The following is a 17,284-nucleotide window of genomic DNA, read 5'->3' as shown; positions in this document are numbered from 1 at the left end:
GCTTATTAAACCGTATGAACAACTCTGCCGCCAATAATGGTTTTGTGAAGTCTGATATCATCATCAAAGATCACCAGGTCGGCATCCTTTCCAACCACAATTGCCCCTTTTTCATCATCTGCTCCCATAATTTTGGCCGGAGTGGCTGTCATCATTTTCACCGCGTCAATAACCGGAATATCTGCAAGCGTGATCATATTTTTAACAAGCTGGATAGTGGTGGCCACGCTTCCTGCAAATGCGCTTCTATCAGGCAATTTTGCCACATTATCCTCTACTATAACCTTTAAACCATTATGAATATCGCCTAAAATGCTTTCGCCCGGAGGCATCCCCGCAGCTCTCATGGCATCAGTTACCAGGGCGGTTTTATCAGGCCCTTTGATCTTATAAACAAGTTTGAGCAAAGCAGGTGGCAGATGGCTCCCGTCGGCAATTATCTCAACCGTCATATCCTCTATCAAATAGCCACTTTCAATAACCCCGGCGTACCTGAACGCGTTACGCCTGGATACCCCCGACATACATGAATAGAAATGAGTAATATGGGTGTAACCATTTTCGTACGCTTCAAGCACTTCCTCATATACGGCATTGGTATGGGCTATTGATGGCAATATCCCTTTTGCTTTAATGTATCTTCCAAATTCAACCGCCCCCTTCAGCTCGGGAGCTGCACTCCACCTTTTTATAATTGATGAATGCCGTAAAACTTCCTGATACTCCTCCCGATCAGGCAGACGGATAAACCGGGGGTCTTGTGCGCCGCGCTGCTCCATAGCAAAGTAAGGCCCCTCAATGTGCATACCTAAAAACTGAGCGCCATTTACATTTAACGGGGCGGCTTCTTCGTATAAGCTCAGTGTTTTAAGCAAGGCATCGCGTTCGCAGCTTAATGTTGTGGGGGTAAATGCCGTGGTGCCGTAGCTGGCATGTAATTTGGCAATTTCCAGATAGGCATCAATCGTATTGTCCATAAAGTCATACCCTCCCCCACCATGCACATGGATATCTACAAATCCGGGCGATAGGAATTTACCACCGGCGTCAATCACTGTTTTACTTTCGTAATCTATGTTACCTTCGGCAATGGCAGTGATCTTACCGTGTTGAGCCAATAAGGTGCCGTTTTTTATTATTCGGGTTGGCGTTACAATTTTCGCATTAATAATTTTCAAATCCGAAGTATCCATTTTTTTTAAGTACTTATATGAGCCTTCTTTTTAAAGCAAATGATTTTATTCCCAGGTTTATAATTACGTGTACGTACACGAATACAATTATAAGTAATTATTTTTATATTCCTATTTAAAAAAATCAAACGGAAAGTTTAAAATTTAGCTAAACTATTCCCAGGCTTACCAAACGGATATTCTACTTTAATTTGCTAAAAATCACTGAATTTTTATAAGTTGTTTGCGCTGGTCGGGCAGCTGGATATCTTTCATCAACTTAACTTTAACGTTATTCAATATCACTAAAGGCAAAGCATTAAAACCAGTAACATTTACGCGGTCAAAAGTAAGTTGGCGAACATCATCAAAAATAAACGGTGTGCGGAATTCACTCCCCGTGTAAGCTATTTTCATATTCTTCATGGTGATATCTTCGGCGTGCCTTACATAAAATGCCGAGGCCGGCAGCTCGCCAAACATTGAAAATTCGGGATAATTCGATATCCTCTCGGGTACTTTTGTCAAGGAATCGCTGTTAAACCAGGCCAGCTTTTTTTTGGCAACACCTTTGTAATTTATATTTATGTTTTCAAGTGTAACATCTTTCACCGCGTAACCGGGAATACCTGAAACCGAAGCCGGGAAAGTATTATGCGGAAATTGCTCAGGAGGCCCATCCATATGATAGCCGGCATCGGGTTTTCCGGCTGGTATGTCTGCCGTAACGTCCCCAATGTATATATGGCTAATTCGCCCCGGCGAGCTAAGCTTGTTGCGTTTACCCAGTCGGATAAAAACAGCATTCCCCGTATTTTTTGCAACAACATGGCGAACATCAATATCCTCTATCACGCCGCCATCAACTGATTCAATGGCAACGGCCGACCGGTAAGTATCATAAACGTAAATATTACGCACGGTTACCTTTTTAAAACCGCCGAAAGATGCCGTTCCCATTTTAAATGCACTGGCACTGGAACGTATTTTACAATTGGCAATAAAAATATTTTCGCAGAAACCTTTGGCATCAGATGATTTGAGGCAGATACCATCATCAGCAACATTAAAAAAGCTGTTGGTAAGCTTTACATCCCGGCAATCAACCAGATCAATACCATCGTTATTTAAAAATGTATTACTGATAACTTTAATGCTATCAACAATCATATTGGTACAGTTGCGGTATTCCTGTATCCAGCACAGGCCATTTCTAATGGTCACATTCTTGATCTTTATTTTATCACAATTTTCAAAAAAGACCAGTTTAGGCCTGTTATCCTCTTCAGGCCGCAGTTGATGCCAGTCGTTGTAGGTTTTCCACTCTTTATCTTTTAAGGTGCCATTGTTCAGCATCCTATAAATATCTTTTAATAAAGCTTCTCCCTGCCCGTTTATAGTGCCTTTTCCGGTAATGGCTATATTTTGCTGTCCCTCAGCCCTAATTAAGGGGGATGCCTTGCCAGATCCATAAGTTATACGTTCAGCAGATGCAAGCAATTCTGCATTGTGCTCAAGCCTTAACTCCACATTTGATTTCAGATAAATTACGCTCGTTAAAAATTTACCCGCCGGTACCAGCACTATACCGCCCCCGGAGGCTGAGCAATCGTCAATAGCTTTTTGAATGATCCTCGCATTGTCTTTTTTTCCATTACCCGATGCGCCAATGCTCGCAATGTTGTAAATTTTTTGTTGTGCGTATAACTGCGTTGCAAAAAGCATGAAAAAAATAAGAGATAGCTTTACTTTCATTTTGTATTACCTGTTATAAATTGGATGATTAACCGGCGATAGATTATGCCACCCCGATTGTCAAACATACACAATCAAAAGCCCAAATTTTATATCAACTTTTGTTTAATTGCAATGTGTTATTTAATGGGTGTTCTACAACGCAGATGGAGTATTGTTCTGCGCACAACAAATGAGATCTTATATTAGGTTAGGTAACTTATTTTCCCACCGGGTTACTGATCATTTAATCCCTTTCCGTTAAGGATTAACTGCATACATTTATCAATCCGCGATTCGCGGGTTTTAGGCTGTTTAGGTGCAGAAAAATGAAGAAGATATGCTCTTTGCCGCCCGGGTGTTAATGCATTAAAAGCAGCTTTCAAGGCTGGGATTTCATCTAATTTCTTCCGGAACTCTTCGGGAATTGTGAATTCGGCGGTCTTTTTAAAATCCACTTTCAAGCCTGCTTTTTCTACTTCAATAGCTTCATAGATATAGGCGCTCAGGATGGCCTTCATCTCAATTATTTCCTGAACGCTGGTAAACCGGACCTGCCGCGCGGCCTGCACATTCTCCGTTTGCTGGATCAGGATACCATTGGCATCATTTAACAAAGCGCCCTTGAAAAACAAAAGCGCACAGTATTCTTTAAAAACATGTATCAAAACGATGTTACTTTTTTGGTACGTGTAACAAGGAACTCCCCATTTCAATTCTTCGGTCAGCATACAATCAAGGGCAATTATTCTCAATTGCTCCAATTCCTCCTGCCATTTTTCGGCTTTTTTAAAATAAAAATCAACCTTCGGATTCATGCTTTTCTTCGTAATGGTATATTGTTTGTTTCAGGACCTGTGTTAATATAGGCGTTGCCTGCAACGGTTTTACTTGTCTTTTGATTGTTAGCACATAATTAACAAGGCTACCAAAGCGGGTTCCCAAAATCAGGCTTGTGCAAAATTCAGATCCTTAGTGAGCCACGGAACCCTCTGGCAGCGTAGTAGGATTCCGCACCGTTGTGATACACGAAAACAGTGCCGTACCGGTAATCAACAAAAATAGCGCCGCCAAGCTTTCTGATATCAGCAGGGGTCTTCACCCAGCTTGATGTTTTTGTATCGAACTTTCCAAGTTTCTGCAGCTCGCGGTACTGTTCTTCTGACAAAAGCTCAATACCCATGTCACGTGCCATCTCAACAGCGCTGTTTTCAGGTTTATGTTCTTTCCTTGCCTCCAGGGCTTCATGGTCATAACAAAGGCTTCTCCGGCCTTTAGGGCTTTCTGCCGAGCAATCATAAAATATGTATTCGCCCGTTTTTTGATCGTGAGCTACAACATCCGGTTCGCCACCGGTCATCTCCATTTCATTGAGCGACCATAGTTTTTCAGCATTAGCTTGTAGCCTGGTTTGTACTTTAGCCCATTCAATATCATTATGGCGGTTCATGTTTTTCTCAAAACGGGCTTTTAAAATACCGAGTAATTCTTCACGTTGTGTGGTAGATAATTCCTTCTTCATTCGTTCATTTATTGGTTAACTGAAATAATTTTCCTGTCCGCGGGCCTGAAATACCACGAAACCACCGTCAGAACCAGTAGTAATACCGGTCCAAAAAATTCTTTGGCGCTATCTCCACCGGCTAAGTGAGAAATTACAGCACCTGACATGACAAAGAAAAAGCCTGCATAAGCCCATTCTTTTAATAAAGGCAATTTAGGCATAAGCACCGTTATTACCCCCAGAATTTTCCAGATACCTATTATCGTTAAAAAATAAATAGGATAGCCTAATTGGGTAATACTATCTACTCCACCAGATCCAGCTTTTACTCTGAAAAGTTGTACCGCGCCCGTTGATACCATTCCCAATGCAAGCCAGATGGTGGCTCCCCAATAGATGATTTTATTTCTTGTGGTCATGGCGTGTTATTTTAATTTGCTTACTACATCCTGCAAACGGTTATGCGCCATGTTTATACCCTGGGTAAAAGGTAACTTCAGCACCTGGTCCCTTTGTGCAACCGACTCATATATTACGCGTATCTGGAGTCTGCTTGTATTATCAGTAAGTTGTTCAAACTCATGCAATTCCAGCTGGACCCCAAAAGGAGTGTTTTCCATTTCAAACGTCCGTATTATTTTTTGCTCAGGTATTAGTTCGTGAATTGCCCCGTTAGCTCTGAATACTACATTTCCCTGAGCATCAGATGTTTCAAACTGGTAACTGCCGTGTTTTTTACCATCAAATTTCAGCACTTTGGTTCCCATCCATTGCTCAATAATCAAAGGATCTACATTGGCTTTAAAAAGCAGTTCTAACGGTAAATCAAATTCCCTTGTTATCATCAATTCCTGTTTGCCTTCTTCGGCATTAACTTTTGTCTTTCGTTCCATATTATTTTGTTTTTTTTGATTGGTATGCTTTCATTATGGTTTCCAGTTTGTTGAATCTGTCATCCCACATTTGGCGGAATGGTTCAATAAAGTCTGCTACTTCTTTCATTTTTTTTGCATTGATGTTATAGTAAATTTCCCTGCCATTTTGCTTTTGTTCAAGCAACTCGCACTCCGTTAATATTTGCAGGTGTTTTGAAACCGTTGGCCTTGCGGTGTCAAAGTTTGATGCTATGGCTCCCGCAGTCATGGCTTGTGCCGCAACCAACAGCAGTATAGCCCGTCTTGTCGGGTCGGCTATAGCTTGAAATACGTCTCGTCTTAAATTCATCATGTAGCTATTTGACTACAAATATATATGTAGCTATTTAACTACGCAAATTTTTAGGCATTTTTTTTTCATGCCATGAGCCTGACGTTCAATCTACTTAGCTATTCTGTGATAGTTAAGCAATCTGACGTCAGCTCGCTAATCTTGTGGAGATGTATTTTATTTTATAACAGGCGCATTTGTATGGGATACAAATGATTTTTGCTCACGGTTCCCAATTATCTGTTCTGAATGGAGCTGCCGGCAGCCCCGCTTTATTAAATAGTGTGGTGTTTGGGTTTGGCTCCCACGCATACCTAACAGCAACGGGCTTTGCAACTGTGGGCGAACTGATTAATAACGAGGCGCCCTGTAATTGTACCCGGGCCGGATAAAATATGTGGTCATCGCCGGCAATAACAAACCCGCTGCCTGCAGCTGTATTTTTTAATACAATTCCGCTTTTTGTATTTTTAAAGGTGATATCTATGGCGTTCCCTTTTATTGTGGCTCTATTAAAAACCGGCCCTTCATATACTCCGTGATCATGATAAGCGATATGCCCGGCCAATAAGGCAAGCCTTTCCCCTACCGGCTTTTTGTTATGAGGATGCACATCATACGGATCACCCACATCAATGGATACGGCCATGCCGGTACCGGGATAGGTTAAAGAGAAAGCCTGTGCCTCGCGCATCCAGGGCCAGTACTTTGCCCCCCGGAGCCCCGGTAGCTGTACAAAAAGAAACGGTATGTTCCCCTGTGCCCAGCGGGTACGCCAGTCTGTAAACATCAGTGGTTGTAAACTCTTATACTGCACGTAATTAGCGGCATTTGCTTCACCCTGGTACCAAAGGATGCCCTTTATACCATAAGGTATTAAGGGATGGATCATAGCATTAAATAAAGCACCCGGGCGGTTCTGATAACCTTTGCCTGGCAGCAGTTCTGGCTCAAGGGTATAGTTATAACGCCAGGTGCCACCAAGGGAGATCATCACCTTATGATCAACACTTTTTAATACCGGCTTATCAACCGGCGACCCGATCTGCCCGTTGTTCCATTGTGAAACCAGCCGAATAGCGATGACATTTTTACCTGCCCTGATCACACCATGCGGAATATTATAAAAAGTATGGTCGAGCTGTTTGCTGCGGCCAACTTCTATACCATTGACATAGGTAATATCCGATTCCAGCACCTTACCCAGATCCAGTTTATAATCCCTGTTTACATCCTTTGCCGGTACAACAATAGTTTTCCGCAGCCAGATCAGGCTATAGGGCGGTGCCTGAATATCAGCGACACGCACCGGGTAATCATGACTATTCCAACCGCTGTCCACATAGTTCAACTGATGTACCCCCAGTTGCTGTCCTTTGCTGGCAGTCAAAACAACCTTATCTTTTTCACGGTTCGCACTATCGGCTGTTACCTGCATTTGGGCCCAGTCTGTAGTATCTTTTAACAGCGCAGGGATCTTTTCTTTAAAATCAGGATGAGTCAACAATGCATCCTTACTGATCCAGGCTTCAATTGGGGTGCCTCCGTAAGAAGTATGGATAATACCAATAGCTACTTTCTTTTTTAAATATAGCTTCCGTGCAAAAAAATAAGCAACAGCCGAAAATTCCGGCGCGTTATAACTATTGCAAACCAGCCATTTACCTCCCGTTAAATCATCAAGTGGTGTTTTACTAACGCCGGCTGGCACGTTAAATTCCCTTATAATGGGATAATTGGCACCGGCGACAACCTTTTCCATATCAGCAACCGGTCTGCCAATCGTAAAGTTCATATTGGATTGCCCCGAAGCCAGCCACACTTCGCCAATCATAACATTTTTATAACTAATAGCTCGCGTGAGGGTTTTGACCCGCAAAATATATGGGCCACCGTAATTAAAAGCCGGTAAGCTTATTAGCCATTTTCCGTTGGGTGCCGCTTTAACTACAGCTATTTTTGTACCCAGTTTAACGCTGACCTTTTCGCCCGGTATGGCTGTGCCCCATACTTTTACCGGTACACCTTGTTGGATCACCATGTTATCGGCAAATATCCTGGCAACATTCAGTTGCGGGTTAAGCCGGTAAACCTCATTAGCAATAGCCTTGCCTGTTTCGTTCAAAGCGCCCTGATCATAGTGTATTTCGCCTTTTAAACGGTTTGTTTCAGCAAACTTTGCTGTTTTAAATACCAGGTATACCTTTGGCAATAAGGAAGCTACACGTTCCTGTACCATCTGCACCGAATCAAAACCGGCCTTTGGGTGATGTTGATAATAGCCGGTTTGTACCAGGTAAAAAGGCAGCTCGGCGCCAAAACCATGTCTGAAACGAAGGATGAGCTTTTTAAGGCTTTCCTGGTATTCTGATGTTTGCAGAACACCGCTGTTAATGGCATTGGCATCACGTTCGCCTTGCATCCATATTATACCACTAAGCGGCTGCTTTATTTTCTTGAGGGCGGCCTTTGTTTTAAGCACTGTATTCCTGAATAATACACCACAGGTATCCCAGGTTCCGTAATTACTGAGCTCTGCTTTGTAATTGCAGGAGCTGCCGCCGCGGGCTGCGGGAATAATAACTATGCTTTTACTTGTGAGCTGATATAACCGCTGCGCGAATGCAGGCCATGCACTGCCCGTAAAAGCTTTTTCAAAGTCAAGCTCACGAGTACCAACCGGGTCGGCCAGTTGAAGAAGGCTGTCATCTGTATACCTGTATTCAAACGCCTGGCTTAAACCCGTTTTTACAGTAAGGCTGGAATCGCCCTGCCCTACGGCGTTGCTTTGCCCTACCACCAGGAACAATAGTTTTTGTTGCGCAAAAACCGTTGTATTTATACCTGCTACCAATAGGATAAAAACAAACCTTTTTAATAATTGAACTGACCTGTTTGGTAATAAAGCGCCCATATTCATCATTAATGCTCCGGTTTTTTTTGGCTATACATTTTTCAATACTTTTCATACCACCATGCTCACCTTCCCATATGTTTAATTTTCGTAAACTCTTACTTCCATCATCGAGGCAGGCACATTTTCGCTGGGATGCGTGAGCTTGATCCTCAACCTGGAAGTATATACAGGTGCCGGGAATATAATTGTTCTGCGCGTTTGATAGTTGTCATCTTCCTGGTAGACTATTTTGCCCTTATTATCTAAGATCTGAAAACTCCTAACGCAAAAAGGCATAACTGATTCGGGGTGTGTCAATAAAACGCTTTCCATAGGATGATCAAAATCCGTATCAAAACTCAGTTCAATCCTTTTTACTTTTTGCCCGGTGCTCCAGGTTATTGCAATTTCAGGATCGGCGTCAGAAAAATCTGCAACAAACGCGTTAGGTTTTATTGTTGGCCGTTGTAATCCGTTTTTAACATTTTCCGCATCAAAGCAATTAATCCCGGGTTCTATTTCCATGGCTATATTTAAACCCAACGGCCTTCTTTGCGGGCACCAGAATTCAAAGGATTCCATCCCTATATCTTCGGGAGGCTGCTGCTGCCCAAAATTGGAAACAGCTTCGTTAACAAGGTTAAATACGGATAAAATACCTGTTATCCGTTTATTGGAATAACAAAAAGACACCGCTTCGTTTTTGCGAAAAATGATAAATGCATAGGTGTCGTCCTCAATCAATACGTTAAAATCAAGCCGGATGTCATTACGTCCCTGCCGAAGCGGTAAGGTTAACGTTTTCAATAAGTGATCAGGAGTATAATTCCCATTTTTTAAACATTTCCTCAACTCTACTACGAGTTGGGTTTGTTTTGCAGCATAAACCTGCATCGTTATAACCGGCATCTTTCCTTGTTTAACCGGAAGCATTTGTCCCATGGAATGCTCCATTAAAAATGGCTCGGTATCAGCGGTTAGCTCATTAAGCACCAGTGTTGAACTTGACGAAAACGCGGCCTGGTGTGCCAGATCGGCCGGGTCATGTAAAAACAAACCGGGAATATGATGGCCTATCTTCATCAGCTCATGTTGCAAACCTTTTATTCTTTCGGGCGAGGACAGATCACGGGGCAGCCAATTATTTTTTATACAAAGCGCGGCAGCCATACCAACCGCTTGTCCGCCAAGTGCACAGGTGGCCATTACCCGCGACGAGGCAAAAGCAACATGACTGGTTGAGATGATCCTCCCGGCCAAAAACAGGTTTGTTATATTTTTTGAATAATAGCTCCGGTACGGAATACCATAAATGCCTTTGCTATGCCACTGGTTACAGCCCGGTTTTTCACTAAAAATGCCATCGGCCGGGTGCAGGTCAATACTCCAACCACCGTAAGCGATATCATCATAATGCGGGCGCTGCTCCACAATATCGGGCTGGGTTAGTATAAAATCGCCTTCAAAACGGCGGCTTTCCCTTTTTCCGGGTATGGCACCAACCCATTCCAGGGTCATGGTATCAGACTCCGGGAATTTCCCTGAATTTTTGATATAATTCCAGATACCATACACCACTTTCCATAGCTCCCATTTAATTGTTTCGGTTTCATGCACGGTATCTAAACGACCACCATACTCCAGCCACCAGAGCTGGCAACCCTGTTCATGCGCGTTGAAACGCTGGAATTTGGGTACTTTTTGGGTCACATCAATGGCAAAGGCGGGCGGAACAAACCGAACCGGCTTCCCGGTATCTTTGGAATAAAAATACAGGGAATGTCCCAACAGCTCTCCGTATTCTTTGGTCGGCGCAAACTGCTCACCAAACTCTGCAGAAGATTCAGCTCCCATACGAAAAGCCGCACCGGCCAAAAAGCCAACTATGCCATCACCCGATGCGTCGCAGAACAAAGGAGCTGTAAGTTCATAGGAGGTTGAATTCTGACTACAGAAGGCAAATACTTTTGAGATGGTTTCGCCGTCAGACTTTTCCAGATCATAAACTGCCGTATTCAGCAGTAATGTAATGTTCGGTTCCTGAACAACTTTTTCCAGTATAATAGTATCAAATATCAACGGGTTCCCTTCAGGATTGCGATAGGTGTTTTCAACCAATAATTCATCCACAATTCCCCCTTCACGGGCCCAACGGTTGTTGTTGCCCATATGTGATGTAGCACCGAGCACCCACAGGCGTACTTCGCTCGATGCATTTCCGCCCAAAACAGGTCGATCAGTAACCAACACCACTTTTATGCCGGAACGTGCGGCGGTAATGGCTGTACATGTTCCGGATAAGCCTCCACCTATAATCACCAGATCAACAGATTTAGCAATGGTTAAAGGATTTCTTTTAACAGTTGCTTCAGATAACAGCATAAATAGATATGTATTAATTTTTTGGCTTTTCTTCGGCCAGCTCAAAACTTTGTTCACTCACAGCAAATCCGGTAGGCGTTATTACCTGCACAGACAGCATCTTATCAAACCCGGTTACCGGAACAGCTATTTCAACCGACGATCCGGGTTTCAGATCGGGGATTTTCCGGCTACCCTGCGCTGTTTTCAGGATATAATTTTTTACATGATAATACGGAAAATCGGCTCTGGCGCTCACCTTCAGTATAAGCTGATGATGGCCATTTCCACCAGGCTGCCAGCGCACCTTTTCAAGCGTAACCAGGGACATTTCTTCACGATATGTGTTATACGCGGGTCTTGGGGTACGATCGGGCCCTACTAATCCCCAGGGGCGGTAACCGTTTGGATTAGTACCCGCATGCCGGCTCTGATAATCATTATAGGTCCACCATGAAGCGCCTATCACATACAGCCGTTTCCTTATCTCGGTTACTACCGTTTCAATATCTTTCACCTGCCCCTCTTTAGAAGGCTGATCGGCCCGTTTTCCCCACTCACTGATCAGGATGGGTTTATCCGGATATAGCCTGTGAATATTATCCAGCACTTTTGCATGATTGCCGTAGGTATTGCTGCATACAAAATCGCTGTATTGCGATGCTTCGTCTTCCGGCTTTTTGGGCAAGGTGTTCAGCCGCATGCTCACGAAAGTGAAGAGCCGGGATGGATCCATCGACCGGCCAAACGCGATCATGTCTTTTGTCCAGCGCTGACCGGCCGGATAATCAGACAAGTATTCATTCCCCACACTATACGCTATTACGCTCGGATGATTCCAGTCGCGCTGCATCATTTCCGTAAACTGCTGTTTAAATTTTGCGCGGATGGTATCATTCTCCATCTGGTTGGGCGTTAGCTGCCAGTTACCCGGCTCGGCAACGATCAACATTCCGTATTTATCGGCCAGTTCATAAAAATGCTCCGCCGGGGTATAATGAGTTAACCGTTGAAACACCATACCAGCCTCTTTCATCAGCCTAAAATCCTTTTCGATAAGCCAGTCAGGCTCAAGCGATCCCAGGCCGGGATAATCAACCACACGATTTGCGCCCGCCATGCGGATAGGCTGTCCGTTCAATAAGAGCTGCATATTGCGCACCTCCACTTTCCGGATACCAAAATGAGTTGACAGAGTATCACCCGGGATAATCCCCCTTACCTGATAAATATTGGGTTCATCAATACTCCAAAGTTTTACATCTGAGGCTTTAACAACTGCTTCGGCTTGCCATACCCCATTTTGCGATACCGGTATCGTCTTTTTCTGACTTATCCAGTTAAGTTTTAAAGACTGATGATTATAACTGACAACCACCACGGGGTTAACCAATACTTCCTTTCCTGACGCGTTCCTGATAAAAGCCTTGACCATTAGTTTGGCAGTTCCCTTATCCAGATCGGGGATCGCCTCAACCTTTAAATTTTCCAGATAAACTTCCGGTTCTATTGTTAAATAAACCGGTCGGGTGATCCCGCCATAATTGATCCAGCCCATGAAAGGATCATTGGGGCGGCCGTTGTCCTTTGCACCCGGTATGCTACCGGTTTGCCAGGTATCATTATCAACCGAAAGCGCTATCGTATTTTCACCCGACTGCAGAAAATCGGTGATATCAAAAGAGAACGGAGTATATCCACCCTCGTGGGTTCCTACTCTTTTATTGTTAAGCCAGATGGATGAGGCATAATATACTGCATCAAAATGCAGGATAACTCTTTTTCCGGTTTGCTTTTTCCAGGGAAAACTGCGTTTATACCAGGCTATGCCGGTATAAAACTGGTAACGCAAATCACTCGAAAAACAATGCGGAACTGTAACCTTATCCCATGACGCGGCATCAAAACTTTCATTAAACCAACCCTTTTCGGCACCTATTTTCCGGGGATCCATCACGAAAGACCAGCTCCCGCCCAGCGGGATTGCGTCAGGGTCACGGATTGCATACTGAGCCAGCGAGGTTTGATAGCCACCGATGAATAAAAAAAACAGTAATGTTATTGCACGTATATATTTCATGTTTCTATTTAATGTTGTACTATTTCTACAGGTACTGTTTGGGATTGAATTAAAACTTTTTGAGAGGCCCGCCATGGAATAACAGCACTTAAAAGTATAACTACCCCTATGGCGGCTGTAATTCCTGATCCTGAAGTAGTGAACAGGCTAAGGGCGAGCAGCATAACAGCAACAAATGCCAGTGAACCGGCAATCACCTTCAGCCCGAATTTGTTTTGCCGTTTTACTTCAATAGCTTCTTCCTGGACAAGCGCTTCGGCTTTTTTGATCGTTTTTTGCTTGATATAACTTTCATATTCAGGCGCGATAAGGTTTTTGTACCGGGCATATACCTCATAGGCCATAAGCAGGATAAGCGGCAAGCCTACTCCGATAATGGTTTCTGCGGCCCGGCTTAATTTGATATCAAAAACCAGTGGCGAAAGCACTTTGAAGTAAAGATTCACCGCAAGGCCGGTCAATGTGATCCAAAAAGTGGTTTTTCCATTGATCCGTTTAGAAAACAAAGCCCATAAAGGAGGTGCAAGTAAAGGCCCACCGGAAATGGCCGAAATACTCAGCACTACTTCTACAATACCTCCCGCGGCAGGAACAAGAAGGGCAATGATGATCATGCCCAAACCAAACCCCCAGGATGAAAGTCGGGCTACACTAATCAGTTTTTTATCAGATGCGGCCGGGTTAATAAAGCCTTTGTAAATATCATTGGTAAAAACGGCTGATACCACATTAAGCGTAGTATTGGCACTGGCCGACGTAGAAAAATACATACCGGTGAGCATCAGCCCGAGCAAACCCGGAGGAAGCACCAGTTTACAGATCATCAAGTAGGCATTTTCGGTATCAATACCTGTTAGTGAGGGGTTAATTGACTGATAGATCATCGGTGGGAGCATCCAGATCATCGGACAGATCAGATAAAGCGCGGCGAACAGGAAGGCAACTTTTCGGGCCGATCTCGGGCTGTCCACACTCGTATAACGCTGTACAAATGTCCAGTTACCCCCTATATAGCAAATATGATACAGTACAAAAGCCAGCACAAAGCCCAGTGTATATTCCCCGCCTATCGGTTGAAAAAAATCTGCGGGAACGTGTTGAACAAACTGATCGAACCCTCCCGCACGATCAAGAGAAAGAGGCAGCAAAATAAATACTGCCGCGGTAAGAATAACAAATTGAAGGATGTCGGTTACCATAACCGCCCAGAGCCCGCCGATAGCGGTATAGGCGATCATAAAAATACCGAGCACAATGGTTGACTCCATTAATGGAAACCCGAGCGAAACACTCACCAGTTTGGCCACAGGATATAAAACAGAACCTTTGATAAATACGGAAACCAATGTAAATATGCCGATATAGGTTTTCTGCACTTTCTCGCCCAGGCGGGCGCGGATAAATTCGGCAGCGGTAAGGTTACCTGTGGCTTTCCATTTGGGAGCCAGAAATACAGCGGTTACCAAAGCTCCTACACACATCGTCCACTGAATAGTGATAGCTACCCAGCCTTGTTTGTAAGCAATTGAACCCCAAGCCACAAAAGTACCCGCCGAAAAGAATGACATGAAAAGCGACAAGCCACCAATGAACCAGGGAACAGCTTCGCCACCGGCAAAAAACGACTTCAGGTTTCGGCCCGTTCTGGCAAAAAGCAAACCGATGGCCAGTACAAATGCCGAAAAAATGAATATAACCGTAGTATCTATAATGGAATGCATGGTGTTTGGTTGCTAATTTTATTAAAGTTTAATAATATTTTTCAGTTCAGCTCAACAGCCAGTACGTCCAGCCCGAAACCAGGTAATTTCATGTTATTTATGGCAGCCGCGGTCCCGCTCTGTAGGGATTTTACCGATTTTATGGTACTTCCTTTTTCCCATTTTTCGGGATTAAGCGTAAGGCCGAATACCGTTTGCTGAACCCTGTCATTTAACAGCACCACATAATAGCGCTTCTTCTTTTCTGATCTGGCTACAATATAATCAATCACCGGTTTATCGGGTTTTACTGCACCATCAGTGATAATGAGTGAGGCTTTGTCGCCATACACCGTACCCGCGGCAAAGCCATAAGTTTGATGCGGCCCTACTTTTGGTGTTAAAAATCCCCGTGGAAAAGTGACCTTCCCGTTTGAGCGCATCTCGGTTTCGGCCATCAGATAATCTGTAATCCAGCCAATTTGCCACCAGGCATGATGAGGGTACGGGCCGGCACCCTTGCTCATGGTTTGCCAATAATAGGAAGCCACGCTGCTTTTCTGATCTACAAAAGCATCACGACCTATGGCACCTGCACGGGCTATATCAGCAAAGATCGGTTCCCTGGTTAGCTGAAACATGCGAATGAAAAGACCCGCGTGGCTGCATAACTGGATGGGCCCGTTCCGGTTTGCCGAACCGAAAATACCCCCATGCTCAAAACTTAAACCCGATTGAGTGATTTCCCAATCCTGGCGTTCAACGCCGTTTACCATCTTGATTTTGGTGCCCGCGATGGGGTGAGTGTATATAGAATTAACATACACCTTTGCCACATCAATAGCTGCGTTTCTATATTTAAGATCTTTTGTAAGGTCAAAAAGATCGAGCAGGGCCTGTGCCGACTGGCCTGTAGCGAAATCAGGCGCATAGCGCGCATCACCGCAAACACCTAAATAGAAGCCTTTTTCCACCGCATTTTTCAGGAACCAATCAGCACCCTTTCGGGCAGCCGCCAGGTATTTCGGATCTTTCAACATTCGGTACGCCACAATAAAGCCGTAAAACGTGGGGCGGGTATCAGGAATGTCTTTGAAAATTTCCTTTTGGGTGGCGTGGTCATAGGCTACTTCCCAGCTTCCGTCTGCCTTTTGTTCTTTGAGTAAAAACTCAGCGCCGTTTTTCAAATCGGTTTTAAGTTGTACATTGCCCGGCTCAAACAAAAGCATATTACCGATATCAAGCATGGTATAATAGGTAACCGCGATAGGCTCAACCACTTCTCCCCATTCTTCCACAAACTTTTTTGATTTGGCCAGGTAGTATTGTCCCTTGATAGCGCCTTTAAAAAATCCCGTGTCTATTTGCTGGGCCAGTTTAAAATTGAGCGCATAAGGCAACACATTCTTTTTAAGCAGCGTGTCGCCTGTTGAATTTGCCAGATACCACATGGCTCCGTAATCCGCGTTTTTCATAGCGTCTTTATCCGACCCTACCACACCGCCGAGGTATGACTGTGCACCGATTTTCATGCCCTTATAATCCTCAATATGCCACATGGAGGTAACAGGATCGGTAAGATAATGATGCATTTTCTCTACCCGGTTGGTGAGCGACTGTTTGGTTTGACGCAGTGCCAGCGATTCTTTAAAACGATACACATCATATACGGCGTGATTGATAGCCCGGAACCAGCCAGCACCAGTGAAACTATACCTGTATCCGTATGAAAGCGTATCGCCGCTTTTCATCAGGGATCTTTCTTCGCCTAAAACAGGATAGTACAAGGTGGGCGACAGCTGGGCTTTACGGTTCTTATGCGACAGGCCAATAAACCAATTGGTTTGGGTAATGGCGTCTTTTGCCCAGGGATCACGCGCCAAACCAGGGTTGGGAATAACAGATATCGTAATGCCGTTCTTAGCTGATACCAACGGGCATAATGTACTGGCACAACGCTCCCGGTAAACTACCGGCAGTTCAGGAACCCCCATTCCATAAGCATAAGCCTTTACAAAGTCTTTTTGAATAGCATCGCCCTGAAAATAGCCCGGAACAGTGGCCCAGGCCAGTTGATTTTCATCTATAGAAGCCAGCGTAGGTGTAGCCAGCGAATAATATCCGCCGGTTTTGATTTTGATATGCTGGGTTACTTTTATGTCACCTGCAAAACGCTCATCCAGCACAAAGTCACTTATCATGGTTGCCTGTGCTATTTCAGATTTAAAACGGATATGATTTTTAGCAAGCTGTTTTGCCGATTGAAAATAAAAATAAATGGCCTGCCCCGCCGTATTGAGCGAAACCGCGTTAGTACTCTCCTGCCATTGTTTTCGCTGATAATGATAGTTGGCTTCCGGAAAAACCCCACCGGTGCTTTTGTAAAACGCACGGGAGGCATCCGGGTTCGGCTTTTGCGCCGAATACAAAAGCGTATTTTCGCCTGAAAGATCTTTAAGACTTTCCCACGTGCCGTTTTTATTTACCGAAAAACTACTCAGCATCCATCCCCGGGCATTTTTTTTCCATGCCATACGGATGTGGTCATTTGCCAGCTTTACCGTTGACTGAGCCCGTGCTTGCGCACCAGCTATTATCAATCCTAACATCAGTATACTGTGTTTCATTGTG

At 44.2% G+C, this 17,284-nt stretch carries 12 protein-coding genes; all 12 read right to left on the bottom strand.

From position 1 onward, the window contains the following. Positions 1–5: 5 nt before the first annotated feature. Positions 6–1,193: an N-acetylglucosamine-6-phosphate deacetylase gene (gene nagA / locus J2W55_RS04405; protein WP_310092397.1), complete on the bottom strand. Its 1,188-nt coding sequence runs from the start codon at positions 1,191–1,193 to the stop codon at positions 6–8. 201 nt (positions 1,194–1,394) lie between these two features. Beyond that, positions 1,395–2,927 (bottom strand): glycoside hydrolase family 28 protein, encoded by a 1,533-nt coding sequence (locus J2W55_RS04400; protein ID WP_310092394.1) that lies wholly within the window; start codon positions 2,925–2,927, stop codon positions 1,395–1,397. A 215-nt stretch (positions 2,928–3,142) separates the two neighbouring features. Beyond that, positions 3,143–3,724 (bottom strand): YdeI/OmpD-associated family protein, encoded by a 582-nt coding sequence (locus J2W55_RS04395; RefSeq protein ID WP_310092393.1) that lies wholly within the window; start codon positions 3,722–3,724, stop codon positions 3,143–3,145. 146 nt (positions 3,725–3,870) lie between these two features. Beyond that, on the bottom strand, positions 3,871–4,428 hold the full coding sequence (locus J2W55_RS04390) for a DUF4256 domain-containing protein (RefSeq protein ID WP_310092391.1): 558 nt from the start codon (positions 4,426–4,428) through the stop codon (positions 3,871–3,873). A gap of 8 nt (positions 4,429–4,436) precedes the next feature. Continuing rightward, positions 4,437–4,829 (bottom strand): DoxX family protein, encoded by a 393-nt coding sequence (locus J2W55_RS04385; RefSeq protein WP_310092389.1) that lies wholly within the window; start codon positions 4,827–4,829, stop codon positions 4,437–4,439. A 6-nt stretch (positions 4,830–4,835) separates the two neighbouring features. Further along, the gene (locus tag J2W55_RS04380; protein ID WP_310092386.1) at positions 4,836–5,303 is read right to left on the bottom strand and encodes an SRPBCC family protein; all 468 of its coding nucleotides are present in this window, start codon (positions 5,301–5,303) and stop codon (positions 4,836–4,838) included. A gap of 1 nt (position 5,304) precedes the next feature. After that, positions 5,305–5,634 (bottom strand): ArsR/SmtB family transcription factor, encoded by a 330-nt coding sequence (locus tag J2W55_RS04375; RefSeq protein ID WP_310093475.1) that lies wholly within the window; start codon positions 5,632–5,634, stop codon positions 5,305–5,307. Between the two features lie 205 nt (positions 5,635–5,839). Beyond that, positions 5,840–8,530: a sialate O-acetylesterase gene (locus tag J2W55_RS04370; protein WP_310092384.1), complete on the bottom strand. Its 2,691-nt coding sequence runs from the start codon at positions 8,528–8,530 to the stop codon at positions 5,840–5,842. Positions 8,531–8,611: 81 nt separating this feature from the next. Continuing rightward, positions 8,612–10,894 (bottom strand): FAD-dependent oxidoreductase, encoded by a 2,283-nt coding sequence (locus J2W55_RS04365; RefSeq protein ID WP_310092383.1) that lies wholly within the window; start codon positions 10,892–10,894, stop codon positions 8,612–8,614. Positions 10,895–10,907: 13 nt separating this feature from the next. After that, positions 10,908–12,953 carry a glycoside hydrolase family 2 protein gene (locus J2W55_RS04360; protein WP_310092380.1) on the bottom strand — a complete coding sequence of 682 codons (2,046 nt, stop codon included), beginning with the start codon at positions 12,951–12,953 and terminating at the stop codon, positions 10,908–10,910. Between the two features lie 8 nt (positions 12,954–12,961). Then, positions 12,962–14,674, bottom strand: a complete 1,713-nt coding sequence (locus tag J2W55_RS04355) for a sodium:solute symporter family protein (RefSeq protein ID WP_310092378.1) — start codon at positions 14,672–14,674, stop codon at positions 12,962–12,964. A gap of 41 nt (positions 14,675–14,715) precedes the next feature. Beyond that, entirely contained in the window at positions 14,716–17,280 is a 2,565-nt protein-coding gene (locus J2W55_RS04350) for a glycerophosphoryl diester phosphodiesterase (protein ID WP_310092377.1), read from the bottom strand. Positions 17,281–17,284 lie beyond the last annotated feature (4 nt).

This window comes from Mucilaginibacter pocheonensis (assembly GCF_031456535.1).
GTDB lineage: Bacteria > Bacteroidota > Bacteroidia > Sphingobacteriales > Sphingobacteriaceae > Mucilaginibacter > Mucilaginibacter pocheonensis.
Note: the sequence above shows the minus strand (reverse complement) of the source record. Positions and strands in the feature narration are given on the sequence as shown.

Bases quoted from the DNA above. Each gene is read 5' to 3' on its own strand.
- J2W55_RS04350 (WP_310092377.1), bottom strand. From the start codon at position 17,280: ATGAAACACAGTATACTGATGTTAGGATTGATAATAGCTGGTGCGCAA.
- J2W55_RS04400 (WP_310092394.1), bottom strand. From the start codon at position 2,927: ATGAAAGTAAAGCTATCTCTTATTTTTTTCATGCTTTTTGCAACGCAG.
- J2W55_RS04390 (WP_310092391.1), bottom strand. From the start codon at position 4,428: ATGAAGAAGGAATTATCTACCACACAACGTGAAGAATTACTCGGTATT.
- J2W55_RS04355 (WP_310092378.1), bottom strand. From the start codon at position 14,674: ATGCATTCCATTATAGATACTACGGTTATATTCATTTTTTCGGCATTT.
- J2W55_RS04395 (WP_310092393.1), bottom strand. From the start codon at position 3,724: ATGAATCCGAAGGTTGATTTTTATTTTAAAAAAGCCGAAAAATGGCAG.
- J2W55_RS04385 (WP_310092389.1), bottom strand. From the start codon at position 4,829: ATGACCACAAGAAATAAAATCATCTATTGGGGAGCCACCATCTGGCTT.
- J2W55_RS04365 (WP_310092383.1), bottom strand. From the start codon at position 10,894: ATGCTGTTATCTGAAGCAACTGTTAAAAGAAATCCTTTAACCATTGCT.
- J2W55_RS04375 (WP_310093475.1), bottom strand. From the start codon at position 5,634: ATGAATTTAAGACGAGACGTATTTCAAGCTATAGCCGACCCGACAAGA.
- J2W55_RS04380 (WP_310092386.1), bottom strand. From the start codon at position 5,303: ATGGAACGAAAGACAAAAGTTAATGCCGAAGAAGGCAAACAGGAATTG.
- J2W55_RS04370 (WP_310092384.1), bottom strand. From the start codon at position 8,530: ATGGGCGCTTTATTACCAAACAGGTCAGTTCAATTATTAAAAAGGTTT.
- J2W55_RS04360 (WP_310092380.1), bottom strand. From the start codon at position 12,953: ATGAAATATATACGTGCAATAACATTACTGTTTTTTTTATTCATCGGT.
- nagA (WP_310092397.1), bottom strand. From the start codon at position 1,193: ATGGATACTTCGGATTTGAAAATTATTAATGCGAAAATTGTAACGCCA.